This window comes from Sphingomonas glacialis (assembly GCF_006439055.1).
GTDB classification, from domain to species: domain Bacteria; phylum Pseudomonadota; class Alphaproteobacteria; order Sphingomonadales; family Sphingomonadaceae; genus Sphingomonas; species Sphingomonas glacialis_A.
This window is the reverse complement of record NZ_RCZC01000004.1, coordinates 362,731-376,619: the sequence shown is the minus strand read 5'-3', so window position 1 is coordinate 376,619 and position 13,889 is coordinate 362,731. Positions and strand designations below refer to the sequence as shown.

At 61.1% G+C, this 13,889-nt stretch carries 12 protein-coding genes; 5 read left to right on the top strand and 7 right to left on the bottom strand.

The features are described from left to right. Positions 1–459: 459 nt before the first annotated feature. Positions 460–1,356: a HEPN domain-containing protein gene (locus EAH76_RS16295; RefSeq protein ID WP_140851312.1), complete on the top strand. Its 897-nt coding sequence runs from the start codon at positions 460–462 to the stop codon at positions 1,354–1,356. A 206-nt stretch (positions 1,357–1,562) separates the two neighbouring features. On the opposite strand, the gene EAH76_RS16290 is transcribed toward EAH76_RS16295, so the two are convergent. Further along, on the bottom strand, positions 1,563–1,949 hold the full coding sequence (locus EAH76_RS16290; protein WP_140851311.1) for a LysR family transcriptional regulator: 387 nt from the start codon (positions 1,947–1,949) through the stop codon (positions 1,563–1,565). A 9-nt stretch (positions 1,950–1,958) separates the two neighbouring features. Further along, positions 1,959–2,723 (bottom strand): Fic family protein, encoded by a 765-nt coding sequence (locus EAH76_RS16285; RefSeq protein ID WP_140851310.1) that lies wholly within the window; start codon positions 2,721–2,723, stop codon positions 1,959–1,961. A gap of 358 nt (positions 2,724–3,081) precedes the next feature. Here EAH76_RS16285 and EAH76_RS23990 point away from each other — a divergent pair, with 358 nt between their 5' ends. The 4 genes from EAH76_RS23990 (at position 3,082) to EAH76_RS16265 (ending at position 9,739) form a co-directional block, all read left to right on the top strand. Next, positions 3,082–3,636, top strand: a complete 555-nt coding sequence (locus EAH76_RS23990) for an RNA polymerase sigma factor (RefSeq protein ID WP_161989069.1) — start codon at positions 3,082–3,084, stop codon at positions 3,634–3,636. Further along, positions 3,636–4,631, top strand: a complete 996-nt coding sequence (locus EAH76_RS16275; protein WP_140851308.1) for a FecR family protein — start codon at positions 3,636–3,638, stop codon at positions 4,629–4,631. Before EAH76_RS23990 ends, EAH76_RS16275 begins: the two co-directional genes overlap by 1 nt. A gap of 99 nt (positions 4,632–4,730) precedes the next feature. Beyond that, entirely contained in the window at positions 4,731–7,649 is a 2,919-nt protein-coding gene (locus EAH76_RS16270; protein ID WP_161989068.1) for a TonB-dependent receptor, read from the top strand. Beyond that, complete coding sequence (locus EAH76_RS16265; RefSeq protein ID WP_140851306.1) at positions 7,643–9,739, top strand: Atxe2 family lasso peptide isopeptidase; 2,097 nt, start codon at positions 7,643–7,645, stop codon at positions 9,737–9,739. The genes EAH76_RS16270 and EAH76_RS16265 overlap by 7 nt, the downstream gene beginning before the upstream one ends. Here the strand turns inward: EAH76_RS16265 and EAH76_RS16260 are convergent. From EAH76_RS16260 to EAH76_RS16240, 5 genes are all read right to left on the bottom strand, one after another. Then, on the bottom strand, positions 9,708–11,465 hold the full coding sequence (locus tag EAH76_RS16260) for an asparagine synthase-related protein (RefSeq protein ID WP_140851305.1): 1,758 nt from the start codon (positions 11,463–11,465) through the stop codon (positions 9,708–9,710). The two genes, EAH76_RS16265 and EAH76_RS16260, sit on opposite strands and share 32 nt — an antisense overlap. After that, on the bottom strand, positions 11,462–12,118 hold the full coding sequence (locus EAH76_RS16255) for a lasso peptide biosynthesis B2 protein (RefSeq protein ID WP_140851304.1): 657 nt from the start codon (positions 12,116–12,118) through the stop codon (positions 11,462–11,464). The genes EAH76_RS16260 and EAH76_RS16255 overlap by 4 nt, the downstream gene beginning before the upstream one ends. A 51-nt stretch (positions 12,119–12,169) precedes the next feature. Beyond that, on the bottom strand, positions 12,170–12,307 hold the full coding sequence (locus tag EAH76_RS16250; protein ID WP_140851303.1) for a benenodin family lasso peptide: 138 nt from the start codon (positions 12,305–12,307) through the stop codon (positions 12,170–12,172). Positions 12,308–12,396: 89 nt separating this feature from the next. Beyond that, entirely contained in the window at positions 12,397–12,984 is a 588-nt protein-coding gene (locus EAH76_RS16245; protein ID WP_140851302.1) for a GntR family transcriptional regulator, read from the bottom strand. Continuing rightward, complete coding sequence (locus tag EAH76_RS16240; RefSeq protein WP_140851301.1) at positions 12,981–13,880, bottom strand: phytanoyl-CoA dioxygenase family protein; 900 nt, start codon at positions 13,878–13,880, stop codon at positions 12,981–12,983. The genes EAH76_RS16245 and EAH76_RS16240 overlap by 4 nt, the downstream gene beginning before the upstream one ends. Positions 13,881–13,889: the final 9 nt, after the last annotated feature.

Genomic DNA, 13,889 nt, shown 5'->3' with positions numbered 1-13,889 from the left:
ACATCCTCCGCCGTTGCGGTGTCGGGCGAGCGCCCCAGGAATGTGGCGAACCGCCCGACGTCGCGGATGTAGTTGCGCTGCGTCTCGCGACAGAACCGTCGCATCTCCATCTCGTCGATGAGGCGCTGGCGTAGCGGGCTGACAGCCACGGCGGGTGCGAGGATGTGCATGGTGAGGCTCCTTCTGGTGGAGCCCGATGCTCTGCCTGCGTCCTGCATCGCTCAACCGGCGCGCAACGCTCTTTCCTTCACCTCAACCATGCCGCACACGCCCTCCCGCGCAGCGGGTTCGTGCATCCACCCTTATTGCCGTTCAGCGGTCGGATCTGTGGGAAACCGCGCTCGACGATGCGCCTCGAAACATTGTGCTTCGTCGCAACGCTCGAAATCCGGCGGCGCGTAGCACAAAGGATGGATTAGGGGCTTGGCTTCAAGCTGCTTTACGACGATTCTGTTCCGTATGAAGACCGACCTCGACCATTTGCCGTCGTCCAAACAGCGCGAGCTGGCGCATGTTGTGCGCGTGCTGTTTGACGAGTTCGAGTCGGCGACAACCAGATCGAACGGGTTCGGCAAGGTCGCGCGAATCTTCAAGATCGTGCTCTATGGATCGTACGCCCGTGGTGACTGGGTCTCCGATCCGGTCGGTGGCTACGCGTCCGACTATGACATTCTGATCGTCGTCAGCCATGACAAACTAACCGACTTCGTCGATTACTGGAGCGCCGCCGACGACCGGTTGATGCGCGATGCGACGATCACGGGCGCGCTGTCCGCGCCGGTCAACTTCATCGTTCACACGCTGAAAGACGTGAACCGGCAGCTCGAGCATGGCCGCCCGTTCTTCGGCGACATCGTGCGGCAGGGGATCACGCTCTACGAGGCTGAGGGGCATCCGTTTGCGCAGCCGCGCAATCTACCGCCTGAGGAAGCGCACGCCGAGGCTCAGCGCTATTTCGACGAGTGGTATTCAACAGCAAGTGAGTTTGCAGCCGGTGCGGAATTTCACCGCGCGCGCAGCAGCTCCAAATTAGCCGCGTTCAACTTCCATCAGGCGACCGAGCGGTTCTATCACACCGTTCTGCTCGTGCTGACGCTCTACAGTCCCAAGTCGCACCGACTCAACTTCCTGCGCTCGCATTGCGAGGAGATCGCGCCCGAGCTGATCGCCGCCTGGCCGCGCGAGGACAAGTTCTCGCGGCGCTGTTTCGAGCTTGTGCGGCTGGCCTATGTCAACGCACGCTACTCCCACGAATACCGCCTGACCGACGAGGAGATCGGCTGGATCGCGGAGCGGGTCGCGGTGCTCGAGACGTTGGTACGCGAAGTCTGCGAGCGGCGTCTCGCGCAGCCCTGACCACCGAGCCCTTGCGTCAGGTCGCGTGAGGCAGGTGCATTAAACCATGGGCATGTATCATTTTGAACTTTGACTCTTTGCTATCGATAGCCGGTCGGTCGCCTCAAAACCGTCGCCTCAGCCCGTGATTTTGCGCCGCTGCGTGGTTTCGAGTTTCAGAAAGTCCAAACGATAGCCCATCGGGCCTGCTGACAGGTCTGGCGTCGCTAGTGCGCCACAAATCCCAAGCGCAGGATGCCGGCTTCGCCCGTTGCGAGGTAGAGTGACACACCGGCAAGCGTGTCGATGTCCTCGATGATCTGTCGTGCTATCACGAGAAAGCGCACCCCCGGCTCGGTCGGGACGACACCACGCGTCGATCGTCGGTACAATGGCAACGCGAGCCGCAGCTCCAGATAAAGCCCATGCTTGCTTAGGATCGACTGCTTGATCCTGGACTGGCTTGCCGCGCGAATAAAACGCCACGTATCCAAGAAAACGAGCCGCATTTCGCAGCGGATGCACTTCGATGTTCTTAGTGCCTCGCTTTGACGACCGGTCCGCCTGGACATCATTGCGCAGATCAGGCGATGCGATCGAGCGGCGGCGTTCATAGAGACGGGCTACGTGACCGAAGACGCCATCTTGGTCAGATTCACTGCGTCATCCACAATCTCGATCATGACCTGTGTCAGTCGCTGCCAATCTCCCCTTATCGAAAGCCACGCCATCGCATCATGGAGGCGCTCGCCATAACGGTAGAAGGAGGGCGCGAAGGCGATGCAGGGCAGAGGCAGGCCGAACTCCCGCGCAAGGATCGATGCGAACAATACTCTTGCAAACCGCCCATTTCCGTCAGTGAAGGGGTGCGCCATGATCGTTCGTGCGAACACATAGATTGGCTGGCCCCGCCGCTCGTGTCGGATTTCTTCTGAAATCACCGCCTGCCACCCGGTTGCAATTGCCAAAGGCTCGAAATGGACATCGCCTCGCCACGACCGGCCTACCGCCCGTACCTTGCGGTAACCGACGGACTGCCCAGCTAGCAAAGTGGCAAGGTGCAACGCACTTTCGCGGTCGAGCGCAAGGTTTCCGGGTCGTTTCCAGAAGGAGGTTACGATCGGCTCGACCGCCGGCCGTGCGAACAGGGTACGGCATTTGTTCGCCCAAAAGTCGTTGTCCGAAGGCGAAAGGTCCGTTTCGCGCAGCAAAGCGTAATATGCCGTTCGAAGCTCCAATCCGAACGATGACGGCTGCCGAGAATAGGCCAGCGATAGCGGGCCGATCGCGGCCGACCACCGTGTGATCGCCTGCAACCAATCCGCCGACGGTTCTGTTCGCGGTGGACAGATCCAGTGACGCTCATCGCCCTGCGCGACGTCGGACATTCCGCGCTCCTTCCGGCTCTGTCCCTAATTCGGCAAGCCTCGCGCGATCGCGCTCATCTTGTGCGCGAGCCTGCTAGCCAACGACAACAGGACCATTTCTCAGATAGTTGCTATCAAAAATGCGCTAAGATGGCTTGATTATAATCGCGGCGTCCGTATGCCTAGAAGTGCGTCACCTGGCAGGGGACGTCGAGGCGTGAGAACCTTGTTGAGCAGAAAATACCGTCGGACGTGTTCTGTCCGGGTGGCTGGCGCGTATGTCCAGGCTTCACCGCTAAAGGCGTCAGCGCAAGGTCTCAAACTTGTTCTCAACGCCCGGCTTCACGCCCGCCTGTCTCGCAAGACTTGGAGGCAGGCGGTGCGAAAAGACGTCCCCAGAGCTGAAGATCTCACGCCCGAGCGCGGGGCTCCGCCACGTGCCGTCGAACTTGAGATGCTTTACCGTGACCAGCGACTCACGCTCATGCGCTTCTTCGCGCGCTCTTGGGCCTCTGCCGACGAGGCGAGCGATCTGACCCAGGAAGCCTTTATGAAACTCTCGGCCAGCGATGCGATGCGCGCTGGTCAGATCTTGAATCCCAGGGCCTATCTGCTGGCCACTGCTCGCAACCTCCTGCGTAATCGCGCAAAGGCTGCTATGCGCCATCTTGATGCCGCTCATGTCGATATACACGATCACCCCGTCGCTGGACCGTCCGAGCTTTCACGGTTGGAGGCGCGTGATAGTCTCGCGCGGCTCGAAGTCGCAATGCGCAGCATGAAGCCGAAGACGCGGGAGATTTACATGGCGAGTCGGCTTGATGGCATGACCTATCCGGAGATTGCCGAGCATACCGGAATGTCGGTCAAAGGCGTCGAGAAGCAGATAAGCCGGGCGCTCGCACATTTGGACCGCGTGCTGGATCTGCGCTGATGGCAAAGACAGGCGGCCACGGGGAGGCCGAGGAAACTCTCCGTATCGCAGCGGCTGACTGGCGTGCCCGCATGACCGGGCCCGATGCAGCGCTATCGCGTCTGGAATTCGAGCGCTGGCGCGCACGCGATCCGCGACATCGCGAGGCCTATGCACGCATCGAACGCGCGGATACGCTTGCTTCGGCGATGCGCCATAGCGACACGGCGCGCCATCGTAGTCTCTCGCGTGCGCGATCCTTCGCGAGTCGCCCAAGACCCGTCTTTTACGGAATCGCCGCCGCAGCGCTCGTCGTGCTGAGCGTCACGAGCGCGATAATTGTAAGCAGCCGTCCGTTTTCCGACCCTGGTGCGATGGCGGCAAAAAACGGAAACTATTCAACGCGGATCGGCCAAATCCGGCAGCAGCGCCTCACCGACGGTTCGACGATGATCCTGGATACGAACAGCCGGGTCGATGTCGCGCTGTCCGATACAGCGCGTGCCGTCCGTCTGCTCAGTGGCAGGGCACGGTTCGATGTCGCCCATGATGCCGCTCGTCCTTTCATCGTCGAGGCGGCCGGGCACGCCGTCACGGCCAAGGGTACGGTTTTCGACGTCTTTATCGATCGCGGTTCGCTTCGTGTGGATTTGTTGCGAGGCAAGGTCGACGTCACGCAAGCCGCCGCCGGCGCTGCACACATGATCGCAGGTCAAACGCTGCGTACCACGACGCCGCGAACTCCAGCCACAATCGCACCGCTGCGAAAAGGCGAGGACCAATGGACGAGCGGCATGCTCGGTTTCGACAAGACTCCGCTTGCCGACCTCCTCGAACAGACCAACCGCTATTCGAAAACCAAGATCCGGCTCGCGGAACCAAACCTGGGTTCTTTGCTGGTAACAGGCGCTTTCCGTCCCCTCCCTATCAATCAGCTCGCCGCGGGCATCGCCGCGGCGTTTTCGCTTCGAGCGGATCATACGCCCAACGGCGACATCGTCCTGCGACGTGGCTAAACGCCATTCGTCCCCGCTCAAATAAAACGGGGGGTGATTTGATCCCGCGTTGTCTTCCCCTCCGCGCCGCAGTTGCGGCCCGGCAGCGGGGGAATGATAATGTTACTGCACAAGACGATTTGGATGCTCACCACCACGGCCGTGATCGCCTTGGCGACGCCCGCCGCCGCCCAGAGCGATCGCCCGCGCGACTTCGACATAGCCGCGCAAAGTCTTCAACTGGCGCTTCAGCAGGTCGCCCTGCAGTCTGGGCAGCAAGTCATCGTACCCTCGGTGCTGGCAGAAGGCCTGAAATCGAAGGCAATCAAGGGGCATTACACGGCTTTCGAGGCGATCTCGCTGTTGCTCCGGGGAACAGGCCTGCAGGCGGTCGCTGTCGGCAATACGCTCGTGATCCAACGGGAAACCGCAATCGAGGGCGACGGCGGTGGACCGGACCTATTGGTCACGGGAACGCGGATCCGGGGGCGCGGTCCTGTCGGGTCGTCGGTAATCTCGATCGATCGTAAGGCGATCGACGAGAGCGGCTTCGCGACGACCCAGCAGATCCTTCAATCTATCCCGCAGAATTTTGGGGGCGGTCCAAACGACAGCACCAGCGGCACATTCGACGACAACGCCAATCTCAACGCTACGCAAGGCGCGAGCATCAACCTGCGCGGGCTCGGGGCGTCCTCCACCCTGGTGCTGCTGAATGGCGATCGCGCGCCGCTCAGTGGCTATGGTGGCCTATTCTCCGACGTCTCGATGATCCCGGTGTCCGCGATCGAGCGTATGGAGGTCATCGCCGATGGGTCGTCCGCCATCTACGGCTCCGACGCCGTTGCCGGCGTCGTCAACATCATACCGCGCCTGAACTTCCAAGGTGCAGAAACCAGTTTGCGATACGGCTCGGCCGATGGCGCGGCGCAAGAGTTCCAGGCGAGCCAGATTGTCGGCACGCATTGGTCCGGCGGGCATCTCGTCCTGGCCTACGAATTCTATAAGCGGAACCGCCTGCGAGCTTCGGATCGCGATTTTGCGACGGATGATTTGCAGGCATTCGGCGGGGCCGATCATCGCACCAATTACGCCAGTCCAGGCACCATTTACGCTGGTGGTACGTCGTTCGCGATCCCAGCGGGACAGAACGGTGTCGGGCTGACAGCATCACAACTCAAGGCGGGCACGGTCAATCTGGCCGACTCCTGGGACGGTGCCGATATCCTTCCCGAGCAACAGCGGCATTCGGGTTTCGCGGCGCTCAGCCAAGAGCTCGGCGACGGCTTCCGCTTCTACGCAAACGGCCTTCTCACGCTCCGGCGATACGACGTCCGAGAGCGGCCCAGTTTCGACCGGCGGCGCACGGTACCGGTGACCAACCCCTTCTATGTCGATCCAGTCGGCACCCACCTGCCGGTCGGCGTCAATTACGCTTTCAACCGCGATCTCGGGAACGAGACCCGGGCCGGCCGGGCAGATGGCTATGGTGGTACGCTCGGCCTCCAGTCCAAGCGCGGCCCTTGGACGATCGACCTACGCGGCTCTTGGGGGAAAGCGTTTCAGACATCTGACATCCTCAACCGCGTCAATACCGCGCGGCTCGCACTGGCGTTGGCCGATACCAATCCGGCAACGGCCTATAATCTGTTCGGCGACGGCCCTTCCACGAACCCAGCGACGATCGATGCAATCCGTGGATCGACCCATAATGCCTTTGGGTCGGTCACCTGGTCGTCATCGCTTAGCGCTGATGGGCCGCTTTTTTCGCTTCCGGCGGGCGATGTTCGGTTGGCGGTCGGAGGGGAGTATCGTTTCGAGAAGTTCACCGATAACGGCACGATTTCGGATAGCTCGACGCTGACGCCCGTGACACTTGCGCCGGCCATTTTTCCAGGCGCGAGGCGGGTGAAAGCGGCCTATGGCGAATTGCTCGTGCCGGTCTTCGGCGGTGGTCTCACTCTTCCCGGCTTCCACCGAATCGATGTGTCGATGGCGCTGCGGACCGAGCGGTATAGCGACGTCGGCAATACGACGAACCCGAAGGTCGGGGTGTCCTGGGAGCCGACAAACGGCCTCACGCTCCGCGGCACCTATGGCACGTCGTTCCGGGCGCCCAGCTTCAGCGAGCTTCAACAGCTCCCGGGAAATACATTCAGCTTTTCGACCGCAATACCCGACCCGCGCGCACCGTCCGGAATGGCGAACGTCATCGTCCTGCGCGGAAATGACCCGAATTTGCGGCCCGAAAAGGCGACGACGTGGACGCTGGGCTGGGATCTACGCCCGGCAGCCCTTCCAGGTTTTCATGCCGGACTGACCTATTTCAATATCGTTTATCGCGACCGCATCGCATCTGCCGCTGCCCAATTGTACAGCTTCCTCACCAACCGGTCGGTCTATGCGGGGATCACGCAAGCCAATCCATCCCCGGCGCGTGTCGCAGCGCTTTACGCGGCGCCGGGCTTTGTCGATTACGATAATATCTCCCCGACCGAGCCCTTTGCCGCGGTAGTGGATGCTCGCCTGAAAAACCTTTCGGTCGTCAAGGAAACGGGACTGGATGCGACGCTCGAGTACGCGACAGATCTGTTCGGGGGTCGGGCCGAAGTCGGGGCGAATGCGACCTATATCTTATTCATTCGGCAGGGGCTCACCGCCAATGCCCCGTTTAACGATGTCGTCAACACGCTCGGCAATCCGGTGGATCTGCGAGGGCGCGGTCGACTCGCATGGACCTCGTCCACTTTTGGTGCCGTGCTGTTCTGTAACTATGTCGCCGGCTACACGAACACGTCTAACCCGTTGCCGCAGCACGTCTCACCCTGGACGACATTCGATCTACAACTCAGCTATCGCTTCGACGACGCGCACGGCCCGTTCAAAGGCCTCCGCCTTGCCCTGAACGGTACCAACCTGTTCGACCGCGATCCGCCCTACGCCGCTTACTATATCGGTAGCTACGGCAGCGCCTACGATCCGGAAAACGCCAATCCGATGAAGCGGGTGATCTCCTTTCAGGTCACCAAAGAATGGTAAGCCGGCTGATGCTCGTGGTGGCTGCGGCCGCAATTGGCTGGTGCACCCCTGCGCGTGCAGGTCCATTGGACTGCGCTGCACGATTGATGCCACCTCGGAGCGCCGCAAGGGTAGCGCTGAGCGCCCGCAGCCTCGTCGAGCTTCGCGATTTCGGAGGCCACGATAATCGCGCCAGCAGCGCTGCACCCTTCGCGCTTTCCCCCGATGGAAAGTGGCTCGCCTTGATCCTTCGGCGGGCGGACACCGAGACCGATGGTTACTGCCACGGCGTGATGCTGCTGTCGCGTGATGGCAAGCGCCCACCCCGCTTTCTCGACGTCGGCGGCGATTTCGTGTCGATGGCGGGCGACACGCACGGCATCCCCGACATGCCAAATGGGGCAGCTGCTGTCGTAACGCCCATATGGTCACCCGACAGTCGCCTGCTCCTATATCTGCGTCGCGATCACGGCGTTACACAAGCCTGGACTGTCGCGCTGGGCGGCGGCCCGGCGCATCCCCTGACGCATCTGATCTCGGATGTCCGTGAAGCGGCTTGGACGCGCGATGGATATCACGTTCTGGTGACAAGCCGGCCCGGTGTTGCCGAAGGCGAACGGGCCATCGAGCAAGAGGGGTTCAGAGGCTTTCATTATGACGCGCGCTTTTGGCCGCTAACCGAGACGGCGCCCAGGCCCGTCTTGCCCATCCCGATGCGTGTTCAGACATTCGATTTGCGATCGGGGACGGTCGTCGACAGCCCTTCGCCATCAGCGGTTCAGGATTTGGCGGGCAAGCCGATCGGCGCGTATGCGTTCGCCCTGTCCTCCGGCGGTGCTCGCGCGTGGACAATCAGAACTGACCCCGACCGTTATACAGGTCCAGCCGCGCTTCACGTTGTCGCCGAAGGTCGGGAATTGAAATGCCCCGAAGCGATTTGCGCCGAACGCGTCGCCGGCCTGTGGTGGGCGGGCCCCATGGACATCATCTTCCTTCGAGCCGGCAGCGCGGCGGAGGGCGGGCACCAGACGCTCTATCGCTGGAGGCTCGATAAGGAAAAGGCGCCACAAGCGGTTCTGGATACGGCCGACGCGCTCTTTGGATGCCAATGGAGTGCGGCGCGCCTGCTGTGCGCGGCCGAACAGGCAACCAGGCCGCGATCGATTGTCGAGATCGATGTCCGGACTGGCGCCCGGCGCACCGTGTTCGACCCCAACCCGGACTTTCCCGTTGCTGTGGGACAGGTCAGGCGCTTGCAATGGGCGGCAGGCGTCGGCACCGCGTCGTACGGCGATCTCGTTTTGCCCCCCCATCACAAAGCCGGTGAGCGCCACCCGCTGATCGTCGTTCAATACGAAAGCCGGGGTTTTCTCCGCGGAGGAACGGGCGACGAGATTCCAATCTTTTTGCTCGCCGCGCGAGGCTATGCTGTCCTTTCGGTCCAGCGAACCAACTGGCCCGCTACCGCGCTGCAAGGACGAAACTTTTCTGAGTTTCAGCGTGCTAACATCACGAACAACGCCGATCGGCGGTTGCTGGTGTCATCGCTCGAAGCCGGCGTCGACGCCGCGATCAAGCTGGGGGTCGTCGATCGCGAGCGGATCGGTCTCACCGGAATGAGCGACGGCGCTACCACGGTCGAATATATTCTGTCGCATCGCTCTCGCTTCCGAGCTGTCGCGCTCAGTACCTGTTGCGGTGATCCCAGCACGACGATGTTCGCAACTGGTATCGCCTTCCGCGACGAGCAAATCTCCTCGGGATTTCCTGCTCCAGGCAGGGCCTGCGACCCCTTCTGGTTGGAGATTTCCATTGCGTGCAATGTCGCGAAGATCGCCGCACCGATCCTCCTCCATGTGTCAGACCGCGAATACCGGGATTCTCTTGAGACGTTCAGCACGCTGCAGGTGGCCGGAAAGGCTATCGACATGTACGTTTTTCCGGACGAATATCATGTCAAATGGCATCCCGCGCACCGTCTCGCGGAGTATCAACGCGTCATCGCGTGGTTCGATTTCTGGCTGCGAGACATCAGCAGGAGCGACCTAAGTCGTTCCGATGAGGTTGCGCGCTGGGAAATCATGAAGCAGCGCCTTCCGACGCCGTCGTGACGTTCCAACTTCTCGCCCAGGCTTCGGCATCGACGAGTTGCGCGATCCGTACCCGGTGCGGCGCGCCGTCGTCCGACAGCGCATTTTCGATCGCCGGTTCATCGAGCAGCCCTTGTTTCGACAGAAGACCGCCAAACAAAAGATCTCGGATCGCCGGCCGGTTCGTCACAATGAGTTTAGCGGCAAAACTGTCGAACGCGCCCTTGCCTCTGCGTGCGAGGACAGATGGCGGAAGCGACGAGGCAAAGGCGCTGCGGGCAACGGCCCGATTTACGCCGCCCGTGCACCACAGCCATGTCGGGACGGCAAGACAGGCCTCCATCACCGGCTGAGAGAGGAGCGGCGAGATGATAGGCGCGACCTTCGTTTGTGGGAAACCTTCGAGGAAGTTCTGGATCATCATCACAGAATAGACATGCGCCGCCTTTCCTGGCGGGACGGTGTCAGGGACCCGCGCCCAGGGGGTCTCGCGCGGAAACGGAAGCGTCTTGACAGCATCTTGGTTGAGCAGGCGATGATCGACGCGCCATGGCGGTTTTCGAGCCTTCAAGCGTCGCCGGATCACGCGACGAGCAATATCCCAGGTGCTCGTATTCCCGAGCCAAGCGACGTCGTTCATCGAAGCAAGCACGCCCAGACCGAACCCCTCGGACGCCATACGGTCGAAAATCGGAGACAGAGATTGAAGGTGACAAAACACGCTGTCGCCGCCGCCGCCTGAGAAGAATGCGTCGGCGCCGATCGCCAGCGCCCGGTGTTGAGCAGCTTGATCGAACGCCTGCGAGAAACTTCGCGCATAGGGCCGAGGCAGTCCTGCGGCGCTCGATCTTTTCAAATCGACGAGATCGGGGCGCGCGTCGATGATCGCGAGCTCGAGTCCGAAATGGTCGGCGACTGCCTTGGCATAAGGCACTTCATTGGGATCACCCACTACCGGGCCATAGGTTATCGCCGCGCTTCCTGGCGCTTTGGCAGCGACGGCTGCAACAATGGCAGAATCGAGTCCGCCTGAGATTTCAAAGAGCGGGCGCTCAAAGCAACCGCTCCAGGCCGTACCGCAATCCGTGACAGCGCGCCGCACCTTGCGCACTGCTCCGGCAAAGGTGATCGTTTCTGCAGTGGGTTCGATGAACTGCCACGGCGACCATATGCACGCCGTTTCGAACCCCGTCGGATGGAGCTTCCCTGACATTCCGGGCAGGACTTCGGCGATATTCTGCAGGGCGGTGCGTGCTGGCTTGATGTCATGATACACCAAGGCCTGGGCCATCACCGACCAATCGACCTCGGGTTCGAGCAGTTTGAAATCGAAGAGCAAGTTCGGTACCGAGGTGACCACGTGAACCCCATCAATTTCAACGTGATAACAGGGCACGGCGCCCGATGGGTCACGGAAGACCTCGGGCGTCAGATGGGGTGAACGCAGCGCGACATAGCCCCCCCAATACGATCTGGAGAATTGCGCGGCTGGCGCAAGCATATCGGAGTGTGAGGTTACCGCTCGCGACGACGTCGCGCGGTCGAATACGTACCCGATGATGACACCGCCATCCGCCGATACCTCCACGCGCGGCGTTTCGGGCGGGGCCAGTACCAGCAGTGCGGTGCTCTTGTGCACGACGTCCATGCCAGGATGGCCCTGCAACGCCGCGATGAAAGCCGTGAGACGCCCGGATCGGCCCATATCCTGCGGCGCGAGAAAGGCCATATACGCAAACGCGCTCATACGACGAGGATCGGCGTGAAACGGGAAACCTGATCTAATTGGTCGTTCAGGACGGCGGTACCATTCTGGAGCCAGCAATGGGCCGAAAAGGGCACCTCCGTGATACCGAAAACCAACGAAGGGTATTGGCCCGCCTCTCTCATCCATCGTCTCAAAGCCAAAGAATCCAGCAGGCAACGACGTGGCACCGGCACGCTCGATCTTGCTGCATCGTAGATGTGAGCGATCCTCTTCTGAACGCGTGCATCCTCGATATCGGGAATGCCGCGATCGCAAGCCAGGAGCGACATCAGCGAGTACCGCCGCAGGGCGAGCGACGTGGACAATGTGAGATGCCATGTTCGCGCGATCGCCCCGATTGAAACCGAAGGCGACACATCTGAAGGCGCGAGTGCTTGAGGAATCATGACGGTCTGGCACTCCAAGTTGCTCGGTTCCGGGTCTCGTGCGCGGAGCGAACCGGCGCTTCGCAGGAGATCTGTCAGGCTGACCGGGGCCGTGACAGGACCTCCAAATGTCAGCCAATCTCTGACGGTGCCTTCGATCGATGGTGGCACCAGGAGATAGCGATCCTGCCGTACGTCCAGCAGGAACACCCGGTTACCGGTGATGCACGCAGATGCATGCGGGAGTATCTGCCAGAACGAGGCCATGGGATTGCGCCAAATGCGCCGGCGCGGACGATGCCGCGCCGGCAGCACGTGTCAGTCGTCGTCGCTGAGCATCGCGGTATTCAACTGGCCGACGCGGTCCTGGCCGCCGAATCCGATTCCCTGGGTTTCGACGCTGGCGATCCCGAGATCGATGAGGTTGAGGACGTCGTCGTTGGTATCACGGTCCATGTCATATCTCCTGAGCCGCATCATTGCGGCGAAGTCAGAGTGATCCGGGCCGTGCATTATAAGAATATTATAATAGGGCTATATTTGACTTATATTCTGGGACGCTCGCGTAGACGCAAAAGCTCTGCAGATACGCGGATGCGACGTACGTGAAACCGACGGATCGCATCGGCATTTTCCTTCCCGTGGATTAGAAGCGAAGCAAGTTCGTCATCCACGTCGGCAAATATCTCAGCTTCCACAACCCGAAACGGATGAAGCCGATCGCTCGCGTTGCAGAGTGCTATCCCGATCTCGCTATTCGATGTCGATGCGGCGATATGCGCGACAAAGGCAGCGAAGCGATCTGAGGCCGGAATGTCCGGGCTTTCAAAGGCTCGCAAGACTTCGATATCGATGCTCCGCGTGGCGGACGTCATCAGGGCTGCGTTCCACTCGTAAAGGTCTCGCAGAGCGCCTTCCGAGAGGCGCGGCACGTGAAATCCGTTGCCAATTCTGGCCTCGACCAATCGCTCCCCTGCAAGTTGATGGAGGACGTCGCGAACAGGGGTCATGCTGACGCCTAGTTCGTTCGCCAAGCGGTTCGCTTCCAGACGTGCGCCGGGCTTGAAAACGCCGCGACGAAGCATTTCCTTTATCGGGCTGTAACTGCGCTCCATCGCGTTGACGGGACTCATGGCCGCCCTTCAATCTTTTGGGAACGGCGGTGTGCCGCGACGATCTCGATATGCTCGGGCCGGAGCGCATCGATTGCCGCGATATGCTCTGGAACCTGATCCTGGAGCAAAATCGCGGGCGAAACGCCTTCGTAATTGCCGAGATTGGGGCGATGCTGCGTATACCCAACCAAGGCGGCGAGGTCGGGTGGGAATGACCGAGCGATGGCGGGCGGGTATGCCAGCCACTGATTCTCGTAAGGCTTCAGCCAGCCTAGGCAATAGCTCACCACGATCGCTCGCCGCGTCGTCTCTGTCCGGTTCGAACCGGCTCCGTGCAAGGTCGACCCGAGGAACACTATGGCGGACCCGGGGTCGCACGCTGCGACCAATGAACCCGCTGGGTCCTTTTCCACGAGAGCTGCCGAACCATGTGATTCAGGATAGATGATCGTGCCGCCGTTCGATCGCGTGAAGGGTGTGAGAGGCCACATCACGTTTACAAGATATTCGACCTCGCCTTTGGCGCCCTGCCACATGTCTTGATCCCGGTGGGGAAACTGAACTGGCGCGCTCGGATAGAGCTCGATCGCCTGAGCGAGGTTGAGCTGAATCGTGTCGCAATATGCGCCGAGCGCTTCCTGCACCAAAGCCAGGATCAGCGGGTGTTGGACGAAGGTCGCCGCATGCGCGGAACGTCGCAAGAGGCTTCCGAAGCGCTTCGTCTTGTTGCCGTAAAAGTCGCCCTGGCAAAACGGCGTGGCGTCGAAAATCGGGTTCAAGTCGTTCGCCAGGGCTTCAACATGCAAGTTCGGCATCAGACCGGGTAATAGGCACCAGCCTTCGCCGTGTAGCGCCGCCGAAGCGGCCTCAAAGCCTTGGAGCGAGGCGGCGGTCTTGGTATCGGTTGTGAACATTATGTATCC